General features: G+C 65.0%; 28 protein-coding genes and 3 riboswitches. Of the genes, 15 read left to right on the top strand and 13 right to left on the bottom strand.

From position 1 onward, the window contains the following. Positions 1 to 16 precede the first annotated feature (16 nt). Complete coding sequence (ppk2, locus tag AWB75_RS06530) at positions 17 to 913, bottom strand: polyphosphate kinase 2 (protein WP_061123251.1); 897 nt, start codon at positions 911 to 913, stop codon at positions 17 to 19. Here ppk2 and AWB75_RS36930 point away from each other — a divergent pair. The 3 genes from AWB75_RS36930 (at position 912) to AWB75_RS06520 (ending at position 2,519) form a co-directional block, all read left to right on the top strand. After that, the gene (locus tag AWB75_RS36930; RefSeq protein WP_143746405.1) at positions 912 to 1,157 is read left to right on the top strand and encodes a hypothetical protein; all 246 of its coding nucleotides are present in this window, start codon (positions 912 to 914) and stop codon (positions 1,155 to 1,157) included. The two genes, ppk2 and AWB75_RS36930, sit on opposite strands and share 2 nt — an antisense overlap. Further along, entirely contained in the window at positions 1,154 to 2,092 is a 939-nt protein-coding gene (gene lhpI, locus AWB75_RS06525) for a bifunctional Delta(1)-pyrroline-2-carboxylate/Delta(1)-piperideine-2-carboxylate reductase (protein WP_061123250.1), read from the top strand. The genes AWB75_RS36930 and lhpI overlap by 4 nt, the downstream gene beginning before the upstream one ends. A gap of 115 nt (positions 2,093 to 2,207) precedes the next feature. Further along, positions 2,208 to 2,519, top strand: a complete 312-nt coding sequence (locus tag AWB75_RS06520; RefSeq protein WP_061123249.1) for a hypothetical protein — start codon at positions 2,208 to 2,210, stop codon at positions 2,517 to 2,519. Between the two features lie 117 nt (positions 2,520 to 2,636). On the opposite strand, the gene AWB75_RS06515 is transcribed toward AWB75_RS06520, so the two are convergent. The 3 genes from AWB75_RS06515 to AWB75_RS06505 all read right to left on the bottom strand — a co-directional run bounded on the left by AWB75_RS06515 (position 2,637) and on the right by AWB75_RS06505 (position 3,981). Then, entirely contained in the window at positions 2,637 to 2,951 is a 315-nt protein-coding gene (locus tag AWB75_RS06515) for an antibiotic biosynthesis monooxygenase family protein (RefSeq protein ID WP_061123248.1), read from the bottom strand. Between the two features lie 29 nt (positions 2,952 to 2,980). Beyond that, positions 2,981 to 3,352 (bottom strand): DUF1428 domain-containing protein, encoded by a 372-nt coding sequence (locus tag AWB75_RS06510; protein ID WP_061123332.1) that lies wholly within the window; start codon positions 3,350 to 3,352, stop codon positions 2,981 to 2,983. Between the two features lie 80 nt (positions 3,353 to 3,432). After that, the gene (locus tag AWB75_RS06505) at positions 3,433 to 3,981 is read right to left on the bottom strand and encodes a histidine phosphatase family protein (protein ID WP_087086498.1); all 549 of its coding nucleotides are present in this window, start codon (positions 3,979 to 3,981) and stop codon (positions 3,433 to 3,435) included. Between the two features lie 50 nt (positions 3,982 to 4,031). After that, positions 4,032 to 4,155, top strand: a riboswitch (cobalamin riboswitch). A 29-nt stretch (positions 4,156 to 4,184) separates the two neighbouring features. On the opposite strand from AWB75_RS06505, the gene AWB75_RS06500 reads away from it, so the two are divergent. Both AWB75_RS06500 and AWB75_RS06495 read left to right on the top strand, forming a co-directional pair. Then, a complete protein-coding gene (locus AWB75_RS06500) occupies positions 4,185 to 4,418 on the top strand; it encodes a CbtB domain-containing protein (protein WP_061123247.1) in 234 nt (77 codons plus the stop codon). 9 nt (positions 4,419 to 4,427) lie between these two features. After that, complete coding sequence (locus AWB75_RS06495; RefSeq protein ID WP_061123246.1) at positions 4,428 to 5,210, top strand: CbtA family protein; 783 nt, start codon at positions 4,428 to 4,430, stop codon at positions 5,208 to 5,210. Positions 5,211 to 5,264: 54 nt separating this feature from the next. Here the strand turns inward: AWB75_RS06495 and AWB75_RS06490 are convergent, their stop codons facing one another. From AWB75_RS06490 to AWB75_RS06470, 4 genes are all read right to left on the bottom strand, one after another. Further along, the gene (locus AWB75_RS06490) at positions 5,265 to 5,507 is read right to left on the bottom strand and encodes a DUF1289 domain-containing protein (RefSeq protein WP_061123245.1); all 243 of its coding nucleotides are present in this window, start codon (positions 5,505 to 5,507) and stop codon (positions 5,265 to 5,267) included. Then, complete coding sequence (locus AWB75_RS06485; RefSeq protein ID WP_061123244.1) at positions 5,504 to 6,802, bottom strand: cobyrinate a,c-diamide synthase; 1,299 nt, start codon at positions 6,800 to 6,802, stop codon at positions 5,504 to 5,506. Before AWB75_RS06485 ends, AWB75_RS06490 begins: the two co-directional genes overlap by 4 nt. A gap of 5 nt (positions 6,803 to 6,807) precedes the next feature. Further along, positions 6,808 to 7,410, bottom strand: a complete 603-nt coding sequence (gene cobO / locus AWB75_RS06480) for a cob(I)yrinic acid a,c-diamide adenosyltransferase (RefSeq protein ID WP_061123243.1) — start codon at positions 7,408 to 7,410, stop codon at positions 6,808 to 6,810. A gap of 257 nt (positions 7,411 to 7,667) precedes the next feature. Continuing rightward, positions 7,668 to 8,090, bottom strand: coding sequence for a cobalamin biosynthesis protein (locus tag AWB75_RS06470; RefSeq protein WP_061123330.1), 423 nt, complete (start codon positions 8,088 to 8,090; stop codon positions 7,668 to 7,670). A gap of 79 nt (positions 8,091 to 8,169) precedes the next feature. Further along, a riboswitch (cobalamin riboswitch) is annotated at positions 8,170 to 8,427 on the top strand. Positions 8,428 to 8,555: 128 nt separating this feature from the next. Between AWB75_RS06470 and cobW the strand changes: the two genes are divergently transcribed. The 4 genes from cobW (at position 8,556) to AWB75_RS06450 (ending at position 15,122) form a co-directional block, all read left to right on the top strand. After that, positions 8,556 to 9,641, top strand: coding sequence for a cobalamin biosynthesis protein CobW (cobW, locus tag AWB75_RS06465; protein WP_061123329.1), 1,086 nt, complete (start codon positions 8,556 to 8,558; stop codon positions 9,639 to 9,641). Positions 9,642 to 9,643: 2 nt separating this feature from the next. Next, positions 9,644 to 13,414, top strand: coding sequence for a cobaltochelatase subunit CobN (gene cobN / locus AWB75_RS06460; protein ID WP_061123242.1), 3,771 nt, complete (start codon positions 9,644 to 9,646; stop codon positions 13,412 to 13,414). A 14-nt stretch (positions 13,415 to 13,428) separates the two neighbouring features. Next, complete coding sequence (locus tag AWB75_RS06455; protein WP_061123328.1) at positions 13,429 to 14,424, top strand: ATP-binding protein; 996 nt, start codon at positions 13,429 to 13,431, stop codon at positions 14,422 to 14,424. Between the two features lie 119 nt (positions 14,425 to 14,543). Beyond that, positions 14,544 to 15,122, top strand: coding sequence for a vWA domain-containing protein (locus tag AWB75_RS06450; protein WP_061123241.1), 579 nt, complete (start codon positions 14,544 to 14,546; stop codon positions 15,120 to 15,122). Here the strand turns inward: AWB75_RS06450 and cobJ are convergent. The 4 genes from cobJ to cobG are packed head-to-tail and all read right to left on the bottom strand — an operon-like array spanning position 15,098 to position 19,323. Continuing rightward, positions 15,098 to 16,726, bottom strand: coding sequence for a precorrin-3B C(17)-methyltransferase (gene cobJ / locus AWB75_RS06445; RefSeq protein WP_061123240.1), 1,629 nt, complete (start codon positions 16,724 to 16,726; stop codon positions 15,098 to 15,100). The two genes, AWB75_RS06450 and cobJ, sit on opposite strands and share 25 nt — an antisense overlap. Then, the gene (locus AWB75_RS06440) at positions 16,714 to 17,442 is read right to left on the bottom strand and encodes a precorrin-2 C(20)-methyltransferase (RefSeq protein ID WP_061123239.1); all 729 of its coding nucleotides are present in this window, start codon (positions 17,440 to 17,442) and stop codon (positions 16,714 to 16,716) included. Before AWB75_RS06440 ends, cobJ begins: the two co-directional genes overlap by 13 nt. Beyond that, entirely contained in the window at positions 17,439 to 18,065 is a 627-nt protein-coding gene (locus tag AWB75_RS06435) for a precorrin-8X methylmutase (protein ID WP_061123327.1), read from the bottom strand. Before AWB75_RS06435 ends, AWB75_RS06440 begins: the two co-directional genes overlap by 4 nt. Continuing rightward, complete coding sequence (cobG, locus tag AWB75_RS06430) at positions 18,058 to 19,323, bottom strand: precorrin-3B synthase (RefSeq protein ID WP_087086496.1); 1,266 nt, start codon at positions 19,321 to 19,323, stop codon at positions 18,058 to 18,060. Before cobG ends, AWB75_RS06435 begins: the two co-directional genes overlap by 8 nt. Before the next feature lie 65 nt (positions 19,324 to 19,388). Then, positions 19,389 to 19,577: riboswitch (cobalamin riboswitch) on the bottom strand. 76 nt (positions 19,578 to 19,653) lie between these two features. On the opposite strand from cobG, the gene AWB75_RS06425 reads away from it, so the two are divergent. The 5 genes from AWB75_RS06425 to AWB75_RS06405 are packed head-to-tail and all read left to right on the top strand — an operon-like array spanning position 19,654 to position 23,831. Next, on the top strand, positions 19,654 to 20,865 hold the full coding sequence (locus tag AWB75_RS06425; protein ID WP_061123237.1) for a bifunctional cobalt-precorrin-7 (C(5))-methyltransferase/cobalt-precorrin-6B (C(15))-methyltransferase: 1,212 nt from the start codon (positions 19,654 to 19,656) through the stop codon (positions 20,863 to 20,865). A 6-nt stretch (positions 20,866 to 20,871) separates the two neighbouring features. Continuing rightward, positions 20,872 to 21,963 carry a cobalt-precorrin-5B (C(1))-methyltransferase gene (locus tag AWB75_RS06420; protein ID WP_061123236.1) on the top strand — a complete coding sequence of 364 codons (1,092 nt, stop codon included), beginning with the start codon at positions 20,872 to 20,874 and terminating at the stop codon, positions 21,961 to 21,963. Beyond that, complete coding sequence (locus tag AWB75_RS06415) at positions 21,960 to 22,697, top strand: cobalt-precorrin-6A reductase (protein ID WP_061123235.1); 738 nt, start codon at positions 21,960 to 21,962, stop codon at positions 22,695 to 22,697. The genes AWB75_RS06420 and AWB75_RS06415 overlap by 4 nt, the downstream gene beginning before the upstream one ends. Further along, positions 22,694 to 23,419, top strand: a complete 726-nt coding sequence (cobM, locus tag AWB75_RS06410) for a precorrin-4 C(11)-methyltransferase (protein ID WP_061123234.1) — start codon at positions 22,694 to 22,696, stop codon at positions 23,417 to 23,419. Before AWB75_RS06415 ends, cobM begins: the two co-directional genes overlap by 4 nt. A 7-nt stretch (positions 23,420 to 23,426) precedes the next feature. Then, positions 23,427 to 23,831 (top strand): DUF4186 domain-containing protein, encoded by a 405-nt coding sequence (locus AWB75_RS06405; RefSeq protein ID WP_061123233.1) that lies wholly within the window; start codon positions 23,427 to 23,429, stop codon positions 23,829 to 23,831. Positions 23,832 to 23,835: 4 nt separating this feature from the next. Here the strand turns inward: AWB75_RS06405 and AWB75_RS06400 are convergent, their stop codons facing one another. Next, entirely contained in the window at positions 23,836 to 24,588 is a 753-nt protein-coding gene (locus AWB75_RS06400) for a TerC family protein (RefSeq protein ID WP_061123232.1), read from the bottom strand. A 301-nt stretch (positions 24,589 to 24,889) separates the two neighbouring features. Between AWB75_RS06400 and AWB75_RS06395 the strand changes: the two genes are divergently transcribed. Further along, positions 24,890 to 26,032 (top strand): OpgC domain-containing protein, encoded by a 1,143-nt coding sequence (locus AWB75_RS06395; protein WP_061123231.1) that lies wholly within the window; start codon positions 24,890 to 24,892, stop codon positions 26,030 to 26,032. Positions 26,033 to 26,177: the final 145 nt, after the last annotated feature.

The raw sequence follows: 26,177 nt of genomic DNA, 5'->3' as shown, positions 1-26,177 counted from the left end.
TACCGACGCTCAATAGTCAATACACCTCGGGAACGTACATATCGTCGGGCACGGGCTGGCGCAGATAATCGGGATTGAACACGCGGTCGGGCAGATCGATCGGCTGATGCTCGACATCGTGATACGGCACCTGGCTCAGCAGGTGACTGATGCAGTTCAGCCGCGCACGCTTCTTGTCGACGGCATGAACCACCCACCACGGCGCTTCGGGAATGTGCGTGCGCTGGAGCATCACTTCCTTGGCCGCCGTGTACGCTTCCCAGCGGCGGCGGCTTTCCAGATCCATCGGGCTCAGCTTCCACTGCTTGAGCGGATCTTCGATACGCGCCTGAAAGCGCACTTCCTGTTCGTCGTCGGTGATCGAGAACCAGTACTTGACGATCTGGATGCCGCTTCTCACCAGCATCTTCTCGAACTCCGGCACCGAGCGGAAGAATTCTTCATACTCTTCGTCGCTGCAGAAATTCATGACGCGCTCGACGCCCGCGCGGTTATACCAGCTTCGATCGAATAAAACGATTTCGCCGGCCGCCGGCAAGTGCGAAACGTAGCGCTGGAAATACCACTGCGTGCGCTCGCGATTGTTCGGCGCGGGAAGCGCGGCCACGCGGCACACGCGCGGATTCAGCCGTTGCGTGATGCGCTTGATCGCGCCGCCTTTGCCCGCGGCGTCGCGTCCTTCAAAGAGCACGACCAGCCGATGCCCCGTGTGCACGACCCAGTCCTGCAGCTTCACGAGTTCGCCCTGCAAACGGAACAGTTCGCGGAAATAGGTCTTGCGCAGGGCCCGCTCTTCATCGGAGAAGGTCGATTCGCCGTCCAGAAAGCGATCGTCGACTTCCATCTCGAACTCTTCGTCGTAACTGTCGATGATGTCGGCATGGAAACGGCGCTGCTTTTCCGTCGTGTTCATGAAAGGCTCCGTGTCGTTCTTGGGCGGCCGCAGTCGTTTCGGGTTGCGGCGCGGAACGGCCGATTATGACGGCATCCGATGGCAGTCATATGACAACGGCCGCATTGATGATCCGGTCATTCATTTTAGAAAGCGCGCGCGCTTTATGACACAGCGCCGCGCGCCGTTAAAATGTTCCGGCCTTCGATGGCATGCCGATGGCACTTTCAACTTCATCAACCTTGATAGCGAGCGAACCCAATGACCGCGACGATCCACAGTTTCGACGAAGCCCGGACAGCACGACTCGTGCCGTATGACCGGCTCGTGGACACGCTCGCCGCGACCATGCTCGACTACGCGGCGGGCCGCATCGTGAGCCCCGAGCGCATGGTCGTGCCGATCGAAGGCGGCGTGATGCTGTCGATGCCCGCGAGCGCCCCCGATCTCGCGATGCACAAGCTCGTGAACGTTTGCGCGCGCAACGGCGCGCTCGGCTTGCCGACGATTCACGGCCAGGTCACGGCCTACGACGCCGTCACCGGCGTGCCCCAGTTCATGCTCGACGGGCCGACCGTCACGGGACGGCGCACGGCGTCGGTGTCGATGCTCGCGATCCGCGCGCTGCATGCAGGTGCGCCGCGCGACGTCCTCGTGATCGGCACGGGCAAGCAGGCCGCGTATCACGTCGAGGCGCTCGCCGCTCTTTATCCCGATGCGCGCATCCGCGTGCAGGGCTCGCGTGCCGAACGCGCACGCGAATTCTGCGCAGCGCATGCGTCCGTATCGAATAATCTGGCCGCGCTGGACGATGCGTCGATTCCCGAGTCCGTCGATGTCGTCATCGCCGCGACGACGAGCAAGACGCCGGTCTACACCCTGCCGGCGCGTGCGGGACGGCTCGTGATCGGCGTGGGCGCATTCACCGCCGATGCCGCCGAGATCGCCGCCGCGACCATTCACGCGAGCGAGCTTTACGTCGATGATCCCGCAGGCGCGCGTCACGAAGCGGGCGACTTCATTCTCGCCGCCGTCGACTGGAACGCGGTGCATCCGCTAGCCGTCGCGCTCGCGGCTCCGGCGAAGCAGGCGATCGCCACGCGCGCCGTGATGTTCAAGTCGGTCGGCTGCGCGGCGTGGGATCTGGCCGCGTGCCGCGTCGCGCGCGCGGTTTTGTCGGAGGAAAACGAAGCACGATAGCCGGATCGGCTTGGAATGGGACTTGCTGTGAAGTCTTTTTAACGATGAAGGGCGCAAAGGCGCCCAACGACAACGGCGCAGGTGCGCCACAGCAATCGAGCCAGCGAACTGACCCATGAAAAGTCGATACGACAGCAAATGGCATCCGTGGATTCCTGCACGGGAGGATGGACGTGAAGGCGCGGGCGGGGGCCGACAGGGACCGGCCCATGCGAGCGCCGCGCCGCCCGCAGCGTATTTCATCTCGGTGCTCGAGCTTGCCACCGGCGAGAAGCTCGGCATCGACGAGCGTCTGCGCGCCGTCGCGATGCTCGAATCGCAGTTCGGCGCGGGACGTCCCCGCACGCTGAAGGAAGCCGTGCGCATTTGCGCGGCTGCGATCGATTCATCGACGTTGCAGCGCATGGCGCGCGGCGCGAAGGCCTGAAAACCGTCTGAGAAATGCACGGACGAGGCGCGTTTTTTCACACGTGTGTAAAACGAACGTGTTCTCACTGACAAGCGCGCGGCCGCCGGTGCGCGTGCCTGGTTCAGTGCGTGATGCCTACTTCACCGACTGAATGACCTCGAATCCCTCGAACTCGGGATGTCCGAGATAGAGTTGACGCGTTCCGCCGCCTGCATTGCGATGCGCGGCGCGAAACGCGTCCGAGCGTGTCCAGTCCTCGAAAGCCGCCTGATTCGCCCAGATCGTATGGCTCGAATACAGGACGTGATCGTCTTTCACCGGACCTTTGAGCAGATGAAATTCGACGAAGCCCGGCACGTCCTTGAGATGCGTGTCGCGGCTGGTCCAGAGGCGTTCGAAATCGGCTTCGGCGCCGGGCACGATCTTGAAGCGGTTCATGGCGATATACATATCGTTGCTGTTCCGGGAAAAGAAAAATATCAGTTGCGTTCGAGTTCGACGATCGCCTTGAAGCCGCCGAAGAACATGCGTTTCGCATCGAACGGCGGCTCGCCCGATTCCATCATGGCCTTGAGGCGCGGATCTTCCATGACTTTCGCGTTGACGCTGTCGCGCTGCTCGCGCGATTCGTAGACGATATACGAGAACACGACGGTTTCGCCTTCCTTCATCTGCACGCTCTGCGGAAAGGATGTGAGCTTGCCGGGCTTCACGTCGTCGGCGAGCGTCTCGACGAATTGCAGCGCGCCGTGTTCCAGCCAGATCTTGCCGGCTGCTTCGGCCATCGCGCGGTAGGCATCGATCTTGTCGATGGGAACGGGTACGACGAATCCATCCACGTAGTGCGCCATCTGAGTCTCCTGTAACGGTTCGAAAGCGGGCCGCAGATGCGACGCGCTGTGTGCTTTGAGCCATTCGAAAGGAGCGAAGTTCATGCGGTCCATGCGTCGGCGGGAAACGCGCGCTTCAGGATCGTCGACGACAAGGGTGCGAAGTCCATCCCGTAGACCGATTGAAGCGGCAAGCCGAGCGCATGCGCGAGCGCCACTTTCACGACGAGCGCATGCGTGACGACGATGCAGCGCTCACGCGGATTCAGCCGGTCGATGAGCGCAAGACCTCCGGCGACGCGCGCAGCGAGCATCGCGATGCTCTCACCGCCATGCGGATGCGCCTGCGGGTCCGCGAGCCAGGCCGCGACATGTTCGGGTTCGCGCTCGCCTGCTTCACGCAGGGAAAGCCCGCGCCAGCGGCCGTAATCGACGTCGTCGAATGCGGGCACGATCTCGAAGGCTTCCGTGATCCATTCCGCCGTTTGCCGCGCCACGCGCGCGGGACTGGCTATCACGCGCGTGCCGTGACGTGCGCGCAGCGGTGCGAGCCGGGCGCGTTCGTCGTGGGCGGCGGGTTCGTCGCCGACGGGAAAGCGGCCGGCCTTCATCGCGCGCGTGGCGGCGTGGCACAGCAGGACGAGTTCCAAGGGAGCGTAGCGGGTCGGGTCAGGATCGTTTTACTTTGCCGTCAATCATCATAGAATGGCAAGCTTGCAGTGCGAGGAAGCCGGTGCAAACCCGGCACGGTCGCGCCACTGTATGCGGCAGAGCCGAAAGGCGCTGCGCCGCGAGTCAGACCCCGCTGCATGCTCTTCATCAATCGGGACGCGTTTTTCCCTGGAGAACCACCATGAATGCTTCCAACGCGCCGGCCTTTTCGGCTTCGGCTTCCCCCTCGCTCGACGCACCCGTGCCCATTCCGGTGCGCGATGTGCTGCCCTGGGCCGCTTTCATCGGCCTCATTCTGCTGATCGCCATTTATTTCGTCGGCGCGGAGCAGGGCGCGACGGCGATCTTCTCGGGCACGTACGTCCACGAATTCGTCCACGACGGCCGGCATCTGCTCGGCTTTCCGTGCCACTGAGGACGCGTCATGATTCGCACTTTGCTGATACGCGGGATGATCGCGGGACTGGTCGCGGGTCTCATCGGCTCCGGCTTTGCGCGTGCGTTCGGCGAACCATCGGTGGCGCGCGCCATCGCGTTCGAGGAACAGCACGAGCATGCCGCAGCGCACGAGCATGAGCACGAACATGCCGATGCAGCCGCCGCGCATTCGCACTCTCACGGCGACGAAGAAACCGTCTCCCGCGACACGCAAGCGGGTCTCGGTCTGCTAACCGGCATCGCGGTATTCGGCACCGCGCTGGGCGGCCTGTTCTCGCTCGTGTTCGCGTTCGCGTACGGGCGGCTCGGCGCATTGCATGCGCGCGGCACGTCGGCACTGCTGGCCTTGTTCGGCTTCGTGAGCGTCGCGATCGTGCCGTTCATCAAGTACCCGCCGAATCCGCCGGCGGTCGGCAATCCCGAGACCATCGGGCCGCGCACGGCGCTGTTCTTCGGCATGGTCGCGATTTCTCTTGCCGCGGCCGTGTTCGCGGTGCGGCTGCAACGACGCATGGCGGCGCGGCGTGGCGGCTGGAACGCGACGCTCATCGCCGCTGCCGCGTATGTCGCCGTGATCGTGATTGCGCAGGTCGCGTTGCCGCGCATCGACGAAGTGCCCGCGGAGTTCTCCGCTTCACTGCTGTGGAATTTCCGCCTCGCCGCGATCGGCATTCAGGCGATGATCTGGACGACGCTCGGCCTCGTGTTCGGCGCGCTCGCCGCGCGTGAGCTGGAGCGGCCGGCAGTGCGGAGCATGGCTGCGGCCTGAACGCTTCATCGAGTTCGATGACACCGCCCGCGCTTCTCCGGAAGCGCGGGCGTTTTATTTCGCTTTCGCCGCGCGACGCGCAAGCAATGCGTCGAACAGATTCAGCTTTGTAGCATCGTCCATCGATCTGAAGGTTTTGATCTCTTCGCGGCTCCTGAAGCAGCCGAGGCACAGACCGGTTTCCGAATCGAGCTTGCAGACGTCGGTGCACGGCGAGCCGATGGGTTCCTGCGTCTTTGCGCGCTCGATGGTATAGGCGAGATCGAGCGGCGTGCGGATGTCTTGCGTGGTCGTCATAGTGTTTCGCCGCGAAAGAGCGCGGCGGCTGCGGCCGGATTCGACGGCCAGTAGGCGTGCATGTATGTGGCCGTCACCGGGCCATGCCGATAGAGCGCTTCGCCTGCCGCGCCCGTCGTCGCGTGGGTTGCTTCGAGAACGCGCTGCATCGGCGTGTCGAGTGTGGAGTAGTGGAACGTGTGGCCCGTCATCGCGCCGTGCGTCGTGTCGATGCGCTGCATGGCGAGGCGCGAGAGCTTGCGTTGCATCGCGGCATCGCCGGGGAGAATGCCGAGCATCGCGTGCCGTGTTCCTTCGATGTCGGTCAGCGTGTCGAGCAGATAGAGCATGCCGCCGCATTCCGCGACGACCGGCTTCTCACGCGCGACGTGCCCGCCGATCGACGCACGCGTGCGCGCATTCGCGGCGAGCGCGGCCGCATGCAGTTCGGGATAGCCGCCGGGAAGATAGAGCGCATCGGCATCGCGGGGCGCGGGCTCGTCGGCGAGCGGCGAGAACGTGCTGAGACGCGCGCCCATCGCGACGAGGAGATCGACATTCGCCGGATAAATGAACGAGAACGCGGCATCGCGCGCGATCGCGATATGCAGGCCGTCCAGAAGACGCGGCGGCGCGGGAAGCGTCGCATCGTCGAAATGGACGGGCGGCGCAAGCGTGGCGAGCGTCGTATGCGCGATGGCATCGGCGGCGCGATCGAGACGGGCATCGAGGCCCGCGACCTCTTCAGGCTGCGTGAGACCGAGATGGCGCTCGGGCAGCGCGATATCGTCGGCATTCGAAAGATAGCCGCAATAATGCAGGCCCTCGGGAATGGTCTCCGACAACATCTGCGCATGACGCGCCGATGCGACGCGATTCGCGAGCACGCCATGAAACGGCACGTCCGCGCGATAACGCGCGAGCCCGAACGCGATTGCGCCGAAGGTCTGCGCCATGCCGTGCGCGCCGATCACCGCGAGCACCGGCACGTTGAACGCGGCGGCGAGATCGGCGCTGCTCGGCGTGCCATCGAAGAGACCCATCACGCCTTCGATGAGAATGAGATCGGCCTCGCGCGCGGCCTGTGCGAGCAGCGCGCGGCATGCGTCGAGACCGACCATCGAAAGATGCAGCGAATAGACGGGCGCGCCGCATGCGCGTTCGAGAATCATCGGATCGAGGAAATCCGGGCCGGTCTTGAAGACGCGCACTTTCAGGCCACGTCGCGCGTGGTGACGCGCGATGGCGGCCGTCACCGTGGTCTTGCCTTGATGCGACGCGCTCGCGCCGATGAAAAGAGCAGGGCAGTCGGGCATCGCGTTCAGAACTCGACGCCGCGTTGCGCTTTCACGCCCTGCTCGCGATACGGATGCTTCACGAGGCGCATTTCCGTGACGAGATCGGCGAGCTCGATGAGCGCGTCGGGCGCATGCCGCCCGGTCACGACCACGTGCAGCGTCGCGGGCCGCGCCTTGAAGACGTCGAGCACTTCGTCGAGCGGCAGATAGTCGTACTTGAGCACGGTGTTCAGCTCGTCGAGCACGACCATTTGATATTCGCCGCTTTCGATCATGCGGCGCGCTTCATTCCAGCCTTTGCGCGCGGTGGCCATGTCGGCTTCGCGGTTCTGCGTGTTCCAGGTATAGCCGTCGCCCATCGTCACGAAATCGCAATGCGCGATTGCGCCGAGGAAATCGCGCTCCGACGTATGCAGCGCGCCCTTGATGAACTGCACGACGCCGAGCTTCATGCCGTGACCGAGCACGCGCACGGCCATGCCGAAAGCGGCCGTGGTTTTGCCCTTGCCGTTGCCGGTATTCACGATCAGCAAGCCTTTCTCGTGATCGGCCGCGGCCTGCTTTTTCTCATGACCTTCTTTACGGCGCTGGGTCATGCGCAGATGCGATTCGGTATCGGTTTTCACATGATCTCCAGTGTGAACGGACGGGCCGTATCGTACCCCAGATAACTTCGTGTGCTAACTCCGCGCTAACAAACCGTGTGCATCATGAAAGCAGGCGATAACCGATTCGAGGAGCAGCAAAATGGACGCGATCTACATCTATATGGAACTGCTGGCGCTCGTCATACTCGTTGTCCTCTGCAAGGACATGTTCAAAGCGCGAGTCGCCGGGAAGTCTGTCAGCACGGAAAGCCCGCAAATGACGAGCAAGCCATTGTTCATGTTCCGTCCGCAGAGAAATCGCGCGCCAGTGCAATCGCGACGGTTACGCCACAACCGATCGTCTTTGGCACGATGAGCGTTTGCGCGTTGCCCGCGAGCAATGCGCACGGCTCGCATACGCCATCGACGTGCAGATGCTTCTGCGTATGATGCGACATCGCGGTGCGTGGCGCTCGCGCGATTTCATCGGCGCTGAAGAAACGCACAGGCAAGCGATGCCGCTCGCAGAACGCGATCAATCCCGCTTCTTCCCGTTTCGCCTCGATGCTCGCAACGACGGCGATATCGCCCAATGCATAGTGGCCGAGAGCGATTCGCACCGCATGCTCGATCGACTCCGCGCTGCTGCCGCGCCGGCAGCCGACGCCCACCGCGAGCTTCGTGACAGCGGGCGCATTCATGCGAGTAACGTCTTTCATGGCCATCCGAAGCTTTCGGGAAAGGCTGACGATCATACAGCGCGCGTCTGCCTTTCTTGACGCTCGGCCCCGCCGGGCCTAGACTCTCACGCAGTTTTGGTGCTCGCGCGCGGATTCTCTCGCGCGCAGTTAAACGGGAAGCAGGGCGCGTTCCAATCGGCAAATCGAACGGACGCCAACCTGCGCTGCTCCCGCAACGGTAAGCGATTCCCCGCGCGTACGATGTTTTCATCGCAGGCGCGGGAAGCCGGCTTCGAAGCCACTGCGCATGAATGGCGCGGGAAGGCGAAGCGGCTTTTTCGTCAGCCCGGATACCGGCCAGACTCTCAGACGGGATCGATGCTGCGGGATGCGGCGCGGTCCATGATCCATCGAAGCGTGCATCATTTTTTCGCCGACGCGCGAAGCCGGTTCATCCATCGCGGCGCGCGACGCGAAGCACGCCATACCCGCCACGGAGCTACGATGCAAACCCGCAAGATCCCCGTCACGGTCGTGACCGGCTTTCTCGGCAGCGGCAAGACCACATTGATGCGACATATCCTGTCCAACGCGCAAGGCTTGCGTGTCGCGGTGATCGTCAACGAGTTCGGCGAGCTCGGCATCGACGGGGAAATCCTGAAGGGTTGCGGCATCGGCTGCGACGACGAAGCCGGTTCTAAAGACCGCAATCTCTATGAGCTCGCGAATGGCTGCCTGTGCTGCACGGTGCAGGAAGAGTTCTATCCGGTGATGGAGCAGCTCGTCGAGCGGCGCGAGAGCATCGATCACGTGTTGATCGAAACATCGGGGCTCGCATTGCCCAAGCCGCTCGTGCAGGCGTTCAACTGGCCGTCGATCAAGAACGCCTTTACCGTCGATGCCGTCGTCACCGTCGTCGATGGCCCCGCTGCCGCGAGCGGCCAGTTCGCGGCGAATCCCGTTGCGGTGGACGCGCAACGCAAAGCCGATCCGAATCTCGATCACGAATCGCCGCTGCACGAGTTGTTCGAGGATCAGCTTTCGTCGGCGGATCTCGTCATCGTCAACAAGACCGATCTCATGGACGCCGATGCGCTGCAAAAGGTCATTGCGCTCGTGCGGCCCGAGATTCCGGCCGAAGTGAAGATCGTCCCTGCGCAAATGGGCAACCTCGATGTGCATGCGTTGCTCGGTCTCGAATCGGCATCGGAAGAAACGATTCACTTGCGGCACGATCATCACGGCTCGCCCGATGAAGAAGGCCACGCCGATCATCACCATGACGAGTTCGATTCGGTCGTCGTGCAAGGCCGCGTCGAATCGCGCGAGCAGGCTATCGCGGCGCTGCATGCGCTCGTCGAGCATCACACGATCTATCGCGTGAAGGGTTTCGCCGCGTTGCCCGGCGCTGCGATGCGGCTCGTCGTGCAAGGTGTCGGACGGCGTTTCGACAGTTATTTCGATCGACGCTGGGAAGCAAACGAGGCGAAGACGCAAAGCCGCTTCGTGCTGATCGGCGAAGATCTCGAACGTGAGACGCTGCAACGCGCGTTCGACGCCGCGCTCGCGAACGCGCCCGTGCAGGCATAGCGATGCATCTGCTTCGCACGACACCGGGAGGCTTCGTCGACGACGCGCAGGGCGTCATGCGCATCGATCAGACGCGCGCGCCGATCGTCGTGCTCAGTTCCGCCGACACGACGCTTGCGCTGCTGGCGAGCGTATTTCCGCGTCTCGAAGCGGGCTTTCCTGAAGTGCGGCTCGCGAATCAATCGTTTCTGCGTCAACCGGCCTCGGTCGATTTTTATATCGACGATGTAGTGCGTCACGCGAAGGTCGTGATCGTCGATCATCTCGGTGGCGAATCGTACTGGCCTTACGGCATCGAGCGGCTCGTCGCGCTGGCGAAGCAGGAAAAGCAGTTGCTCACGATGTTCTCGGGCGATCTCGCCGAAGACCCCAACCTGACGGTCAAGAGCACCGCCGATGCGCAGTTCTGCCGCGAGTTGTCGCGCTATCTGCGCGAAGGCGGCGCGCGCAATGCGGAAGAATTCCTGCGCAGCATCGCGCATCGCGCATTCGGCTTCGGACGCGAGCCGCAAGCGCCGAGTCCGCTGCCCGCGGTCGCGATCTATCATCCCGAGCGCGATATCGCGGTCATTGAAGATTGGCAGGCGCGCTGGACGCAAGGCGCGCCCGTCGTCGGCATATTGTTTTATCGCGCGCATCTGCAATCGGGCAACACGGCGGTGTTCGATGCGCTCATCGAAGCGCTCGAAAAAGAAGGCATGAATCCGCTGCCGATCGCGATTTCATCGCTGAAGGAAAGCGTGAGCCGCGAAGTGGTCGGGCGTTTGTGCGCGGAGCATCATGCGTCGCTCGTATTGAACACGACGGCCTTTGCCGCGAGCGTGATCGGCGACGACGAAGCATTCGAAGTCGCGGGCGATGCGCCCGTGCTGCAAGTCATTCTGAGCGGCGGCAATCGGGACGATTGGCAGAAGGACAATCACGGCCTGAATTCACGCGACGTCGCCATGCATGTGGCGCTGCCCGAAGTCGATGGCCGCATCATCACGCGCGCGGTGAGCTTCAAGGGACTCGCTTATTACTGCAAGCACACGCAGGTGGATGTCGTGCGCTATCAGGCCGATGCGGAGCGCGTGCGCTTCGTCGCGGAGCTGAGCCGCCGCTGGTGCGCGCTGCGTCACACGCCGAATGTGCAGAAGCGCATCGCGCTCGTGCTCGCGAACTATCCGGCGAGCGAGGGGCGCATCGGCAATGGCGTGGGTCTCGATACGCCCGCATCGGCTATCGGGATTCTTTCGATGCTCGCGCGCGAAGGTTATCGCGTCGGCGACATACCCGCGAATGGCGATGCGCTCATCGCCGCGCTGACCGAAGGCGTGACCAACGATCCCGTCGTGCGCGATCTGCGTCCCGCGTTGCAGAGCCTTGCGCTCGATGATTATCTCGATGCGTATCGAACGCTTCCCTCCGATGCGCGCGATGCACTAGAGAAAACCTGGGGCGCGCCCGAAGACGACCCGACCGTGCGGCGCGGCCGCTTCATGATCGCGGGTTATCGCTGCGGTGAAGTCTTCGTCGGCATTCAGCCTTCGCGCTCGCGCGAGCGCAACGATTACGCGAGCTATCACGACGCCGAGCTCGTACCGCCGCATTCGTATCTCGCGTTTTATTTCTGGCTGCGTCTGCGCTTCGAAGCGGACGCGCTCGTGCATGTCGGCAAGCACGGCAATCTCGAATGGCTGCCGGGCAAGAGCGTCGCATTGTCGTCGTCGTGCTGGCCCGATGCGATTCTCGGGCCGATGCCGCATCTGTATCCGTTCATCGTCAACGATCCCGGCGAAGGCAGTCAGGCGAAGCGCCGGACGCAGGCCGTCATCGTCGATCATCTGATGCCGCCGCTCACGCGCGCCGAAAACTATGGGCCGTTGCAGGATCTGGAGCGTCAGGTCGACGAATACTACGAAGCGCTGATGGTCGATGTGCGCCGCGCGAAGCTGTTGCGCAAGTCGATTCTCGCCAACATCGTCGAAAACAGGCTGCACGAAGAACTCGGGCTCGATGCGCCGCGCGATGTCGCCGGCGAAGATGCGCTGCTCACGCGCGCCGATGCGTACCTTTGCGAGCTGAAGGAAGCGCAGATTCGCGATGGTCTGCATGTGTTCGGCGTTTCGCCGCAAGGCGTGCAACGGCGCGACACGCTGCTTGCGCTCGGGCGCTTTCCGATCGGCGACGGGCAGGGCGCGAACGCGAGTCTCATCGCGGCGATCGCGCGCGATCTGCAACTTCCCGATAGCTTCGATCCGCTCGACGCCGACTGGGCCGCGCCGTGGAACGGGCCGCGGCCGCGCGCGCTCGTCGATATCATCGATGCGCCCTGGCGTCATCACGGCGATACGCGCGAGCGCCTCGAATCGCTGGCGATGCAACTGCTATCCGACGACGATGCAGCCGCACCCGGCCCGCACGCAGCGCTCGTAGTCGAACGTCTGCGAGGCGACGTGCTCGCGCGGCTCGATGCATGCGGACCGCAAGAGTTGATGCAGCTCAGGCGCGGTCTCGAAGGACGATTCGTGCCGCCGGGACCGAGCGGCTCGCCATCGCGCGGCAGGCCCGATGTATTGCCCACGGGCCGCAACTTCTATTCCGTCGATACGCGCGCATTGCCGACGCAAGCGGCCTGGTCGCTCGGCGTCAAATCGGCGCATGCGCTGGTCGAACGTCATGTGCAGGATCATGGCGACTTTCCGCGCGCAATCGGCCTCTCTGTGTGGGGCACGGCGACGATGCGTACCGGCGGCGACGATATCGCCCAGGCCTTCGCGTTGATCGGCGTGCGGCCGAAATGGGCGGCGGGCAGTTATCGCGTGACCGACTTCGAGATCCTGCCGATTTCGATTTTCAACCGGCCGCGCATCGACGTGACGCTGCGAGTATCGGGCTTCTTTCGCGATGCGTTCGCGAATCTCATGCATCTCTTCGATGCGGCCGTGCAAGCCATAGCCGAACTCGACGACGAGCCCGCCGACGTCAACCCGATCCGCGCGCGCATTCTTCGCGAACGCGATGAACTCATCGCCCGCGGCATCGATGTGAAGGAAGCGCGGCGCCGCGCGGGCTGGCGCGTGTTCAGCACGAAGCCGGGCGCATACGGGGCGGGCTTGCAGGAACTCATCGACGCAAAGCAATGGCAGACCGATGCCGATCTGTCCGCCGCGTATCAAAGCACGGGCGGTTATGCCTATTCGCAATCCGGCGATGGCGAGGAAGCGCGCGCGAGCTTCGGCACGCGGCTATCGACGCTCGATGTGGTCCTGCAGAATCAGGACAACCGCGAGCACGATCTGCTCGATTCGAACGACTATCACCAGTTTCAGGGCGGCATGATCGCGGCGGTGCGTTATCTGTCGGGCGTGCAGCCGCAGACCTATAACGCTGATCACAGCAATCCCGCCGCGCCGCGCGTGCGCACGCTGAACGAGGAGATCGCGCGCGTGGTGCGCGCGCGCGTCGTGAATCCGAAGTGGATCGACGGCGTGAAGCGGCACGGCTATAAAGGTGCATCGGAGCTTGCCGCGACCGTCGATTATCTGTTCGGATACGATGCGACCGCGCGCGTCGTATCGGATCATCAATACGCGCTCGTCACCGATGCCTATGTGAACGATGCCGGCACGCGCGAGTTCATCGCCGAGCACAATCCGCATGCGCTGCAATCGATCTGCGAGCGCCTGCTCGAAGCAATGGAGCGCGGCTTGTGGCAGGAACCCGCCGGTTATCGCGAGCAGGTCGAACATCATCTGCTCGATGTCGAACAGCGAATCGAAGGCCGATAGTCTTGAACGAATCCATGTCATCTCCGGTGTTTCCCTTCCCGGCGCTCGTTGCGCAAGCGCCCTTGCAGCAGGCGCTTTTGCTCGCGGCGGTCGATCCTTCCATCGGCGGCGTGCTGGTCAGCGGCCCGCGCGGCACGGCGAAGTCGACGGCGGCGCGCGCGCTCGCCGAATTGCTGCCCGAAGGGCAACTCGTGACTTTGCCGCTCGGCGCGAGCGAGGAACAGTTGATCGGCACGCTCGATATTCAAAGCGCACTGCGCGACGGCGGCGTGCAGTTTTCTCCGGGCCTGCTCGCGAAAGCGCATCTCGGTGTGCTCTATGTCGATGAGGTGAATCTGCTGCCGAATCCGCTCGTCGATCAGTTGCTCGATGTGGCGGCGAGCGGCGTGAACATAGTCGAGCGCGATGGCATATCGCATCGGCATGATGCACGCTTCGTATTGATCGGCACGATGAATCCGGAAGAGGGCGACTTGCGTCCGCAATTGCTGGATCGCTTCGGCCTCGCCGTGGAAATGAGCAACTGTTTCGATGCGGACGTGCGGCAACGCATCGTGAAGGCGCGCCTTGCATTCGACGCCGAACCCGATGCGTTTCGCGGGCGGCATGAAAGCGAACTGGCGTCGCTGAGCGAGCGCATTCATGCGGCGCGTGCGTCGCTGTCCGCCTTCGCTTTCGACGACGCCGTTCATGCGCGCGTGAGCGAGCTGTGCATCGAGGCGCATGTCGATGGCCTGCGCGCGGATATCGTGATGTTGCGTGCGGCGCGGGCTTTGGCTGCGCTGGAAGGCGCATCGAATGTCGCGGTGACGCATGTCGAACGAGTCGCCGATGCGGTGTTGAAACATCGGCGGCGTGAAACGCAAGCGTCTTCGCAAGCGCAGCGCGCGCGCGATCCGATGCCGCGCGAAGCAGACAAGGGCGAAGCGGATTGGGGCTATGTGCCGCCCGAGCCGACGGGAACCGCGAAGGTCAAGCAAGTGAGGCCGCTCGCGGCAAAAAAAGCCTGAGCCATCGAAGGCGCGACGCGGATGCCTTAGACGCAAGGCATCGCCTTCGATGGAACGAAGCGCGTGCGAAGGGCCGTTTCGCCGCGCGCGAGGGCGAGCTTAGTGCTTCCATCGACTGGATGGCGACGCTGCGTGCGAAGCGCGCCGCGTCGCTCGACGCGCGGCATCTGCGCTATCGGCGCATGCCGGGCGAGGGTGCTCGACTGCATTGCTTCGTGCTCGATTGTTCCGGCTCGATGCTCGCGGGCGAACGGCTCGCGCGCGCGAAGGGGATGCTCGTCGCGCTGTTCGACCGGGCGTATCGCGAGCGGGCGGAGATCGCGCTCGTGTGTTTCGGTGGCGGGCGTGCGGAGGTGCGTCGTCAGCCGGGCGCGGCGCATTGGTTCAATGAGCGTTGGGTCGCGCCGATTGGAGGCGGTGGGGGAACACCGCTCGCGCTCGGACTTGCGCGTGCGCAAACCGTGCTGACGCGCGCGGCGAAGCGCAGGCCTTCGCAAAAACGCTGGTTGTGGGTGCTGACCGACGGGCGCACGAATGAAAGGCCCGGCGCGCCTTCATCGGCGGATGAGATCGTTGTGGTGGATTTCGAAGAGGGCGCGATACGGGCAGGACGCGGCGAGCTGCTCGCAAACGACTGGAATGCGCAATACGTCACCGCCGAAGACGCACTGTCCTACTCATACCACCGCGGCGTATAAACCCAGTCGCCCACCACGCGCGTCGTCGACGATCCGACGATCACCATCGTCCGCATATCGACGAGATCGCTCTTCAGTTCGCTTAGCTTCACCACACGCAACGCTTCGGCCGGACGCCCTATATCTCGACCGAGAACAACCGGCGTTGCCGCACTCCGATACCGCCGCACGATCTCGATAGCACGATCGAACTGCCACGGGCGCGCCTTCGAAAGCGGGTTATAGAACGCCATCACGAGATCGGCTTCACACGCATGCGCGATGCGCTTCTCGATCACGCTCCACGGCTTCAGGTTATCCGACAACGACAGCACGCAAAAGTCATGACCCAGCGGCGCACCCGCGCGCGCCGCCGTCGCGAGCGATGCCGATACGCCCGGCACGATCGCGAGTTTCACCGCGCGCCATTCGGGATGCGATGCGTATCCATCGTCGAGCGCTTCGAGCACGGCTGCGGCCATCGCGAAGACGCCCGGATCTCCCGACGACACCACGACCACGCGCCGCCCTTCGCTCGCCAGTTCGAATGCGTGGCGCGCGCGCTGCAATTCCTCGCGGTTGTCGGTGATGTGCATGCGTTGATCGTCACGGAAAGGGCTTGCCATGCGCACATACGTTTCGTAGCCGAGCACGTCTTCGGCGGCGATGAGCGCGGCGCGCGCGGCCGGCGTCATCAACTCGGCGCTGCCGGGGCCGAGTCCAATGACGGTCAGCGTGCCGCGCGCGCGACCTATCGATTGTGCGTCGACGGGTGCATCGTGCACCTGCAATGCAATGCCGTTGATGTCTATCGGTGCAGCGTCGGAAAAGCGCAGTGGCACATCGAGAGCACGCGCGGTATCTGAAAGCGATTGAGACGTCATCAGATGCAGCGGCGCAATCAGCGCTGCAAGCGCAAGCGGCGATAAGCCGCGCCCGCGCAAAGCGATACGCACACGTTCCGCGATATCTATATCGTCGCCGATCCACGCAAGCACGCAGCGCGGATGAATCACGAGACTGTGTTCATCGTCGACCGCGAGCGGCGTGATGCGCACCGCGAGACGCGCATCGTCGGCGAGCGGCAAGGCGGCAGCGTCGAGCCAGGGTGCGTCGCCTTCGATGCGCGTCGTTTCTCCTGCAAGCAGATCGGACACGAAGCGCTTGCCTTGCTCGATATCCGCGAGCGCATAACCTTCGGGCGGCGCGAGCAGGCACTGACCGAAGCGCAATTCGCCGCTCGTCGTGATCGCCGGCGCGACATCGAGCGCTGTGCCGATTTCGCGTGCCAAGGCATTCACGCCGCTCGTTCCGCCGAGCAGCGGCACGATCGCGCTGCCATCCTGGGCGACGGCGATCACGGGTGGCTCGGCTTTCTTATCGGAAAGACATGATGCAAGCGCGCGAATCACGATGCCAGCGGAACACAACGCGATGATCGGCACGCCCGCGCGATACAGCTCGCGCATGTGCGCGCCGAAATCGTCATACGCGATATCTGCAACGACGCGATGAGCGAGACCATGCACGTGCGATTCCGGAAACCGCGACTGAATGCGCCGCGCGGTATCGAGCGCGCCGGAACCTAACAACACGATGGCCAACGAAGAACTCAAGCCCGCCATTTCTTCCCCGGCACGACGAGCAATGAAAAATACGGCGACGCCATCGGATCGACTTCATCGAGCGGCACGATGCGCTGATTCGCCATCGTCGCGCGTTCGACATACAGCGCGCGCGAATCGAGCCCCAGCTTGCCGAGCACGCGCCGCACTTTGTCGAAGTTGCGTCCGAGCTTCATGATGACGGCCGCATCCGCCGCTTCGAGACGTTGCGTCAATTCATCTTCCGGCAACACGCCCGACAGCACCGACAAGCTCTGATTGCGATACACCAACGGCACGCCGAGCACCGCGACGCCGCCGAGCATCGAGCACACGCCGGGCACGACCTGCGCGTCGAAGCGCGCGGCGAGCCGATCGTGCAGATACATGTACGAGCCATAGAAGAACGGATCGCCTTCGCAAATCACCGCGACATCGCGCCCGGCTTCGAGATGGCCGGAGATCGTGAGCGCGGCTTCATCGTAGAACGCGCTGATGATCGTCTCGTAGCACAGCGGCGGCTCCAGCGCCTCGGTCGTCACCGGATAGACGAGCGGCAGGCGCGTCTGCCCATCGTCGAGATGCGCTTCGATGATGCCGAACGCATTGCCCTTCTTGCCCTTCGCGACGAAATACGCGACCACCGGCGCGGCCTTCAGCAGCCGCAACGCCTTCACGGTGATCAGCTCCGGATCGCCCGGACCGACGCCCAGGCCATAGAGACGTCCGCGCATCATTCGGCCTCCGAAGCAAGTGCGTTCACTGCCGCCGCCGCCATCGCGCTGCCGCCGCGCCGGCCGAGCAACGCGACGAAGGGCACGCCGCGGCTATCGGCGGCGAGCATCGCTTTGGATTCCGCCGCGCCGATGAAACCCACCGGAAAGCCGAGGATGAGCGCGGGCTTCGGCGCGCCCGCAGCGAGCATGTCGAGCAGATGAAAGAGCGCGGTCGGCGCGTTGCCGATCGCGACGATCGCGCCTTCCAGATGCGGACGCCAGAGTTCGAGCGCGGCGGCCGAGCGCGTATTGTTCATCGCCCGCGCGCGTTCGGGCACCGAAGAATCGCCGAGCGTGCAGATCACGCGATTGTCGGCGGGAAGCCGCGCGCGCGTGATGCCTTCGGCGACCATGCGCGCGTCGCAGAGAATCGGCGCGCCCGCTGCCAGCGCTTCCCGGCCCGCGATGCCCGCGCCCGACGAGAAGCGCAGATCGCTCACGATGTCCACCATGCCGCACGCATGGATCAGGCGCACGGCGAGCTTTTCCAGATCGTCGGGAAGGGCGGCGAGGTCGGCTTCGGCGCGGATCGTCGCAAAGGACTGGCGATAGATCTCCGCGCCGTCGCGGATGTAGTCAGACATCGGCATGGCTCCGGGCGAGCCGTTCGGCCGCCTCTTCGAGTGTGAGATTGCGCGCGACGGCTCGATCGTCGCGATGTAAGTCGTATCGGCCCGGCGCGACCGCATACAGCGTGACCGGGACGGGATGCGCCGCCGCGCACGAGCGCTCGCAGCCGCTCAAGTGCACTGAGTTCGTATCGTGCGCGGGCAGCAGCGGGGCGAGGCGAAGCGCATCGGCTTTGGTGTCGGCGTGGCCTTTCACGCAGCCTGCCGAACCCGCGCACGCGATGAGGCGCGCAAGCGGATCGCGCGGATCGGTTGCGAGTCCGAGCGCGCGCAGGCGTCGCAGCACTGCTTGCGTGTCGTCGAGCGCGATACCCGGAATCAGCACGCTTTGCCACGGCGTCATCGTCAGGCGGCCTTCCGCGTGCGTGGCGGCGAGATCGGCGAGGGCATCGAGCGTGTCCGCTTCGAGACGCCCGAGTCGCGTTTGCGCGCCCGCATACCACGTCGCGCGATGCGGTTCTTCGTGCGCGCCGAGTCGCAAGGAGGCATCGGCGGGGGCGCGCTGCCACGTGTCGATGCCGGCATCGAAAGCGAAGGCTTCGAGAAAGCGCGCAATGCCGATACGCGCGAGCAGATCGCGCATGCGATGCTCGTCCGGCAATGCAAGCGCTAGAAAGCGGCGCGTCACGTCCGATACGAACGGCACCAGTTCTTCCCGCGCAATCGCGCCTGACGCGTGCTGGCGTATCGTTCCCGCGAGGCCGAAGGCGAAGCGCGCGCCATCGTCGATCGCTGAGAGCCACAAATCATGCGGATGATCGGGCATCGCGAGGCGCTCGCCGCCGTCGAGCTGCAACGCGAATTTCGGCGACAGCGCGTGGAGCGCGGCATCGGTCTGCATCGCTGCGATGATGTCCGCAGCGAGCGCACGCGTCTCGTCGCTGGCGAGCGGGCTCAACATGACGTTGCGGATATCGTCGCCGGCTGGTGTCATCGGACCGAGTCCTGCGGCCAGAGCGATCTTCACCAGCTCGGTGTGAGCGTCGTCGCGGATGCCGCGCAGTTGCAGATTCGCGCGATTCGTCACCTCGATCACCCCCGAGCCGCATTCCCGCGCGGCGCGCGCGACGGCCCGCGCCGCCTGCGCGCTCAGTGCGCCGCCAGGCAGACGCAGCCGTGCGAGGCCGCCGTCGCGCGCGGGCACGATGCGCATCAGGCCCGGACAGGCGGATGCGCGCGCGGGCGAAAGCGTCGAGTGGTCGAATGAAGTCAAAAGCGTGACCCGTCAGGGCTTCGCGCACAGTGAGCGAACCGGTACACCCCGCCCGGTCGGCGTCGCGCGAATGCGTTGAGTCGGCAGGTCTCTTGGCTGGCAGGTCTGGATCCGCGCCGGCCTTCCCGGTAAAAACCAGTGGCAGTGGAGCGCGGACTCGCTGCGTACAATTGCGGGGGCAGCCACAGTTTCTCTGTGTTCCCTCTTAGGCCCTCGGGAACGAACCCTCGGGCACCGACGGACCTGTATTATGCCCGCTTTTATCGACCATCCGGCCGCTTCAGGGCCGCAACGTGAAGCGTATTCCGAACCGCAAATAGGAGGGAGCGCATGTCGACCTGGCTGACCGTGGTGGGGATCGGCGAAGACGGCTGGCACGGCCTGTCCCGCGTGGCGCGCCGCGCGCTCGTCGAAGCACAGTCGATTCACGGCGGCGAGCGCCACCTCGCGCTCTTGCCTGCGCGCATCGCCGCAGACCGCGTGCCGTGGCCGAAACCCTTTTCCCTCGATGCCGTGCTCGCCGGGCGCGGCGACGGCCACGCGCGCGTGTGCGTGCTGGCAAGCGGCGATCCGATGTGCTTCGGCGTCGGCGCGACGCTCGCGCGCGAAGTCGCCAACGGCGAGATGCGCGTGATTCCGGCGCCGTCGTCTTTGTCGCTCGCGGCGGCGCGCTTGCGCTGGGCGTTGCAGGACGCCGTGTGCGTGTCGCTGGTCGGGCGGCCGGTCGCGTCGCTGCTCGCGAGCCTGCATCGCGGCGTGCGCCTGCTCGTGCTCTCCGCCGACGGCATGACGCCCGCCGCTGTCGCCGCGCTGCTGACGGCGCACGGCTTCGGCGCGAGCCGCATGACGGTGTTCGAGCATCTCGGCGGGCCGAACGAGCGCCGTATCGACGAACGCGCCGACGACTGGCGCGAGCCGCTCGTCGCCGCGCTCAATCTCGTCGCGATCGAATGCCGCACGCACGCGGGCCACGCCGGGCCGCCGCTCACGCCCGGTTTGCCCGACGACGCCTATCGTCACGACGGCCAGCTCACGAAACGCGACGTGCGCGCCGTGACGCTCGCGCATCTAGCGCCGCAGCCGGGCGAATTGCTGTGGGACGTGGGTGCGGGCTGCGGCTCGATCGGCATCGAATGGATGCGCGCGCATGGCGCGTGCCGCGCGATCGCGATCGAAGCGAACGAAAGCCGGCAGCGCCTGATCGAGCACAATCGCGACGCGCTCGGCGTGCCCGCGCTCCAGCTCGTGCGAGGCGAGGCGCCCGCCGCGCTCGACGGCCTGCCCGCGCCCGATGCCGTGTTCATCGGCGGCGGCTTGACGGTGCCCGGCCTGCTCGATGCGTGCTGGGCGCGTCTGCGTCAGGGCGGGCGGCTCGTCGCCAATGCGGTGACGCTGCAAAGCGAAGCGGCGCTCGTCGAATGGCGCGCCCGGCATGGCGGCGAGCTGACGCGCATCGGCATTGCGCAGGCGGAGCCGCTCGGCAGCTTCGACACCTGGCGGCCGGCGCTGCCGATCACGCTCCTGCACGCGAGCAAGCCGTGACGCGTCATGCGTGAAGACACACCGGAACAGGCCGCGCCGCTCCGAAGCGGCTACACGACGGGAAGCTGCGCGACCGCGACGAGCCTCGCCGCCGCGCGTCTGCTCCTGCTCGGCGAGACCAGCGAACGCGCCGAAATCGTCTTGCCGAAAGGCCGTCACGTGACGATGACGCTCTCGTTCTGTCGGGCCATTGAAAGCGATGCAGCCGAAGCCGGCGTCATCAAGGACGCGGGCGACGATCCCGACGTGACGCACGGCGCGCTCGTCTTCGCGCGCGTGCGTTTGTCCGATCGGACCGGCGTGCGTTTTCACGCGGGCGAGGGCGTCGGCACCGTGACGCGCGCCGGGCTCGCGCTCGCCGTCGGCGAACCGGCGATCAATCCGGTGCCGCGCAAGATGATGACCGAACATCTCGAAGCGCTCGCCGCAAGCGCGAGTTATCGCGGCGGGTTCGAGGTGAGCATCGGCGTGGAAAACGGCGAGGCCCTCGCGCTGAAGACGATGAACCCGCGGCTCGGCATCGTCGGCGGTCTGTCGATACTCGGCACGACCGGCATCGTCAGGCCGTTTTCGTGCTCGGCGTATATCGCGTCGATCCATCAGGGAATCGATGTCGCGCGGGCAAACGGTTATCGGCATATCGCGGCCTGCACCGGCAATCAGAGCGAGGACGCGATGCGCGCGCGTTACGGCTTGCCCGACATCGCGCTGATCGAAATGGGCGATTTCGTGGGCGCCGTGCTGAAGCACCTGCGCCGCGCGAGCGTCGACAAGCTGAGTCTGTGCGGCGGCTTCGGCAAGCTGTCCAAGCTGGCGGCGGGCCATATGGATCTGCATAGCCGCAGTTCCAGCATCGATCTGACGCTGCTCGCCGTCTGGGCGGCCGATGCGGGCGCGAGCGCCACGCTGCAGGCGTCGATCCGCGCGGCCAACACGAGCCAGGAAGCGCTCAAGATGGCGCGCGATGAAGGCATCGCGCTCGGCGATATCGTCTGCCGGCGCGCGCGCGATGTCGCGCTCGACGTGCTGCCGCCGGGCATCGAAGTCGAAACGTTCGCGATCGACCGGCAGGGCCATATCGTCGGGAGCGCGGCATGAATCGCGTGCTCCTGCTCGGCGGCACCGGCGACGCGCTCGCCATCGCGCGCGGCCTTTGCGCCCCGCATGTCTACAGTCTCGCGGGCCTCGGGCGCGTGCCGGCCGATTTGGCATGCGCGGTGCGCGTGGGCGGTTTCGGCGGCATCGGCGGGCTCGTTCGTTATTTGCATGACGAGAAGATCGCGCTCGTCGTCGACGCGACGCATCCGTATGCCGCGCAAATGAGCCGCCATGCGCATGCCGCATGTGCGGACGCGCGCGTGCCGCTCTGGGCGGTGCGCCGTCCGGCCTGGCAGCCGCAAGCGGGCGACGACTGGCGCGACGCATCGGACTGGCGCGGCATCGTCGAACGGATCGAGTCGTATCAACGGCCGCTTTTCACGCTCGGACGCGAGCCGCTCGCGCACCTGGATGAGATTCCCGCGTCGCAGCATTGGACGATTCGCTGTCTCGACGCGCATCCGGGCAACGAACGCGCGAGCATCATTGACGCGCGCGGCCCGTTCGATCTCGCGGGCGAACGCGCCTTGTTCGATAGAGCGCGCGTCGATGTCGTCATCAGCAAGAACAGCGGCGGCCGCGCGACGGAGGCGAAGCTGGCCGTCGCGCGCGAGCGGGGCTTGGCCGTCGTGATGCTCACGCGTCCCGCGTTGCCCGACGCCGACCGCACGTTCGGCGATGCCGCCGGCACGCTCGATGCGCTCTCACATTGGCTACACACATCGGAAAAATGACCGTCTATTTCATCGGAGCGGGACCGGGCGATCCCGAACTCATCACTGTCAAAGGGCAGCGGCTCATTCGCGCGTGTCCCGTGATTCTCTATGCCGGCTCGCTCGTGCCGAAAGCCGTGCTCGACGGGCATCGCGCGGAAAAATGCATCGACACGGCCGAGCTCGATCTCGACGCGATCGTTGCGCTCTTGCAGGAAGCGCACGTGAACGGGCAGGACGTGGCGCGCGTGCATTCGGGCGATCCGTCGCTGTACGGCGCGATCGGCGAGCAGATTCGCAGGCTCGATGCGCTAGCGATTCCCTTCGAAGTCATTCCCGGCGTGACGGCGGCGGCGGCATCGGCGGCGGCGCTGAAGCGCGAGCTGACGCTGCCGGGCGTGTCGCAGACGGTCATTTTCACGCGCTACGCGACCAAAACGTCGATGCCGGACGGAGAAAGCCTCGCGGATCTCGCGCGCCATCGCGCGACGCTCGCGATCCATCTCGGCGTGCGGCATATCGAGCGGATCGTCGCGGATCTGCTGCCGCACTACGGCGCGGATTGTCCGGTCGCCGTGGTGTTCCGCGCGAGCTGGCCGGACGAGACGCGCGTGGAAGGCACGCTCGCGGACATCGCGCCGAAAGTCCGCGCGGCGGGCATGGAACGCACGGCGATGATTCTCGTGGGCCGCGTGCTCGACGCCGACGGTTTCGCGGATTCGACGCTGTACGCGAAGGACTGATCACGCCATGCGCGACCTCGACACCGTGTTCGATGCGCTCGCGAAATCGGCGTTCCGGCGGCGCTTCGCGCTCGGCGTGCGCGAGGGAAGGGTTCTGCGGGAGAAGGGAATCGACACGGTCGTCGCGCAGGCGCACGAGCTGATCGGCAAGCGGCTCGCGCCGCAGGCGCCTTTGAACGACGGCAAACAGACGCCGTTTCGCGGCCATCCGGTGTTCATCGCCCAGCACGCGACCGCGACATGCTGCCGCTCGTGTCTCGCCAAGTGGCACGGAATCGCGGCGGGCAAAGCGCTCGACGATGCCGAGCGCCGGCATGTCGTCGATGCGATCGAGCGCTGGCTGCGGGCGCAACCGCTTCCGGCGGCGTCCGCATCGGCCGTCGACGATCCGCAGCGCGAATTGCCGTTCTGACCGGCTATTCCTGCCGATGCGCCGGCGCGCGCCCCTTCGCCCGCCGCGCCAGCATGTTCAAACCCTCCACGAGCGCCGAGAACGCCATCGCCGCGTAGATATAGCCCTTCGGCACGTGCGAGCCGAAGCCTTCCGCGATCAGCGTCATGCCGATCACGAGCAGGAAACCGAGCGCGAGCATCACGATCGTCGGGTTGCGTTCGATGAAGCGCGATAGCGGCCCGGCGGCGAACAGCATGACCGTCACCGCGGCGATCACCGCGACGAACATGATCGGAATGTGCTCGGTCATGCCGACCGCCGTCACGATGCTGTCGATGGAAAACACGAGGTCGAGCAGCAGGATCTGGCCGATCGCCGACAGCGGCGTCAGGGTTTTTGCCGGTCCGGAGCCGGCGTGCGCGTCTGCGTCGTGCGCGACGTGATGATGGATTTCGCTCGTCGCCTTCCAGACGAGGAACACGCCGCCCGCGATCAGGATCAGATCGCGCCAGGAGAAGCCGTGGCCGAACGCTTCGAAGATCGGCGTCGTGAGCCGCACGATCAGCGCGACGGTTCCGAGCAGCGCGAGCCGCATCACGAGCGCGAGCCCGATGCCGATGCGCTGCGTGCGTTCGCGATGCGCCTCGGGCAGCTTGTTGGTCAGGATGGAAATGAAGATCAGGTTGTCGATGCCGAGCACGACTTCCATCACGACGAGCGTCGCGAGGGCGGCCCAGGCGGCAGGATCGGCGAGGAGAGCGACGAGGTAATCCATGATGGGTTCGAAAGAGGGGCGACGGTGAGGGCGTGATATTAGCCTGATCGGTGCGGGAAATGAAAGGAATCTGAAAACTTGAGGCGAGACGCTGGCGTGCCGCAGGAACGGCTGGCGAATCCGGTAATTCTGTCAACGAAATTCGTCAAACCGACCACAAATACCGGATTTGAAACGGTTATTTGCGCTACTTCTGATGATGCGCTGCGTCATTTACGGGTAAACTCCAATGCTTCGTCGCCGTACTTTTTTACGGCCGCCAGCAATCTTCCTGTCGCAGCAGGACATCACGCCAAGCCGCATGCAGCAAAAATCGCAACGTCTCGTCGAACTGGACTTCTTCCGGGGGCTGGTTCTGCTGATCATCGTCGTCGATCACATCGGCGGCAGCATGGTGTCCCGCTTCACGCTGCATTCGTTCGCGCTGAACGACGCCGCCGAAGTCTTCGTGTTCCTCGGCGGATTCGCCACGGCGACGGCGTATGTCTCGCTCGCCGCGCGCCGCTCCGAAAGCGCGGCGCGGGTGCGCTTCCTGAAGCGCGCGTTCGAACTGTATCGCGCGTTCGTCGTCACGGCCGTGCTGATGCTCGTCGCATCGTTTCTGTTGCGGCCGTTTTTCGGTCATGCGCCGAATCTCGCGCTGCATGATCTCGACACGCTCGTGTCCGACCCGGTCGCTTCGATTGCACAGATTCTCACGTTCGAGCGCCAGCCGTATCTCTCCGCCGTCCTGCCGATGTACGCGCTCTACGCGCTCGCCGTGCCGCTCATGCTGCCGCTCGCGCGCAGCAAGCCGTGGCTGCTGCTGGGCCTGAGCCTCGCGCTGTGGGCGTTCGCGCCGCAGATCGGCGAACACATGCCTTCCGTCGACGACAACCTCTGGGACTTCAATCCCGCCGCGTGGCAACTGATGTATGTGCTCGGCGTGCTTGCGCGGTGCCAGCCCGTCTATCAGCGTGTGAGCGCGAACCGCTTCGGCTGGATCGTGAGCGCGGGCGCCGTTGCGCTGATCGCCGGCATGGCGTATTACAAGCTGCTCGTGCTGCCGCCCGTGCTGGACAGCGCGTTCAAGCGCGATCTGGCCGGTCCGCGCGTCGTCAATTTCCTTGCGGTTGCGTGGATCGCGGCGAATCTCGCGCGCTACGGCATCGTGAAGGAAATCGCCAGGCGGTTGCCTGCTATCGGCGCACTCGGGCGCGACGGCATGGTGTCGTTCGTCGCGGGCACGGTGATTTCGCTCACCGTCGATTCGATCCTGTTCACGCTGACCGACGGGCTGATCAATGTGCCCGCGGGACTCGCCGCCGATGCGATTGCAATTGGGGCACTGCTCGCCGTGCCGCGCCTGCATCAATGGGTAGCGGGGTGGCTGGGCACGCGCCGGACGCCAGCGGTGGGGGCAACGCCCGCGAGCGTGGCCGCGAGCGACAATCGCGTGCGCTGAATTTTCGATGAAGCGGGCAGTTCGCTGCCCGCTTTTATTTTGCGCCTATCTCGCAACTAACCGTCAGTTCTTCTGCGCGCCTTGAACAAAGGCATCGAGGCACGCCGCTTGCAGGGCAGAGGGCGTCACGACAAAACCGGACCTG

The sequence above is a fragment of the Caballeronia catudaia genome, assembly GCF_001544755.2.
Classification (GTDB): Bacteria; Pseudomonadota; Gammaproteobacteria; order Burkholderiales; family Burkholderiaceae; genus Caballeronia; species Caballeronia catudaia.
Note: the sequence above shows the minus strand (reverse complement) of the source record. Positions and strands in the feature narration are given on the sequence as shown.

Bases quoted from the DNA above. Each gene is read 5' to 3' on its own strand.
- AWB75_RS06470 (WP_061123330.1), bottom strand. From the start codon at position 8,090: ATGAAAGACGTTACTCGCATGAATGCGCCCGCTGTCACGAAGCTCGCG.
- AWB75_RS06405 (WP_061123233.1), top strand. From the start codon at position 23,427: ATGCGCGACCTCGACACCGTGTTCGATGCGCTCGCGAAATCGGCGTTC.
- AWB75_RS06440 (WP_061123239.1), bottom strand. From the start codon at position 17,442: ATGATGCGCGGACGTCTCTATGGCCTGGGCGTCGGTCCGGGCGATCCG.
- AWB75_RS06450 (WP_061123241.1), top strand. From the start codon at position 14,544: ATGGCGACGCTGCGTGCGAAGCGCGCCGCGTCGCTCGACGCGCGGCAT.
- AWB75_RS06485 (WP_061123244.1), bottom strand. From the start codon at position 6,802: ATGCCCGACTGCCCTGCTCTTTTCATCGGCGCGAGCGCGTCGCATCAA.
- cobW (WP_061123329.1), top strand. From the start codon at position 8,556: ATGCAAACCCGCAAGATCCCCGTCACGGTCGTGACCGGCTTTCTCGGC.
- AWB75_RS06415 (WP_061123235.1), top strand. From the start codon at position 21,960: ATGAATCGCGTGCTCCTGCTCGGCGGCACCGGCGACGCGCTCGCCATC.
- AWB75_RS06490 (WP_061123245.1), bottom strand. From the start codon at position 5,507: ATGACGACCACGCAAGACATCCGCACGCCGCTCGATCTCGCCTATACC.
- AWB75_RS06425 (WP_061123237.1), top strand. From the start codon at position 19,654: ATGTCGACCTGGCTGACCGTGGTGGGGATCGGCGAAGACGGCTGGCAC.
- AWB75_RS06515 (WP_061123248.1), bottom strand. From the start codon at position 2,951: ATGTATATCGCCATGAACCGCTTCAAGATCGTGCCCGGCGCCGAAGCC.
- ppk2 (WP_061123251.1), bottom strand. From the start codon at position 913: ATGAACACGACGGAAAAGCAGCGCCGTTTCCATGCCGACATCATCGAC.
- AWB75_RS06500 (WP_061123247.1), top strand. From the start codon at position 4,185: ATGAATGCTTCCAACGCGCCGGCCTTTTCGGCTTCGGCTTCCCCCTCG.
- AWB75_RS06495 (WP_061123246.1), top strand. From the start codon at position 4,428: ATGATTCGCACTTTGCTGATACGCGGGATGATCGCGGGACTGGTCGCG.
- AWB75_RS06520 (WP_061123249.1), top strand. From the start codon at position 2,208: ATGAAAAGTCGATACGACAGCAAATGGCATCCGTGGATTCCTGCACGG.
- AWB75_RS06435 (WP_061123327.1), bottom strand. From the start codon at position 18,065: ATGTCTGACTACATCCGCGACGGCGCGGAGATCTATCGCCAGTCCTTT.
- AWB75_RS06395 (WP_061123231.1), top strand. From the start codon at position 24,890: ATGCAGCAAAAATCGCAACGTCTCGTCGAACTGGACTTCTTCCGGGGG.
- AWB75_RS06420 (WP_061123236.1), top strand. From the start codon at position 20,872: ATGCGTGAAGACACACCGGAACAGGCCGCGCCGCTCCGAAGCGGCTAC.
- AWB75_RS06400 (WP_061123232.1), bottom strand. From the start codon at position 24,588: ATGGATTACCTCGTCGCTCTCCTCGCCGATCCTGCCGCCTGGGCCGCC.
- AWB75_RS06510 (WP_061123332.1), bottom strand. From the start codon at position 3,352: ATGGCGCACTACGTGGATGGATTCGTCGTACCCGTTCCCATCGACAAG.
- cobM (WP_061123234.1), top strand. From the start codon at position 22,694: ATGACCGTCTATTTCATCGGAGCGGGACCGGGCGATCCCGAACTCATC.
- cobN (WP_061123242.1), top strand. From the start codon at position 9,644: ATGCATCTGCTTCGCACGACACCGGGAGGCTTCGTCGACGACGCGCAG.
- cobJ (WP_061123240.1), bottom strand. From the start codon at position 16,726: ATGGCGGGCTTGAGTTCTTCGTTGGCCATCGTGTTGTTAGGTTCCGGC.
- lhpI (WP_061123250.1), top strand. From the start codon at position 1,154: ATGACCGCGACGATCCACAGTTTCGACGAAGCCCGGACAGCACGACTC.
- AWB75_RS36930 (WP_143746405.1), top strand. From the start codon at position 912: ATGAAAGGCTCCGTGTCGTTCTTGGGCGGCCGCAGTCGTTTCGGGTTG.
- AWB75_RS06455 (WP_061123328.1), top strand. From the start codon at position 13,429: ATGTCATCTCCGGTGTTTCCCTTCCCGGCGCTCGTTGCGCAAGCGCCC.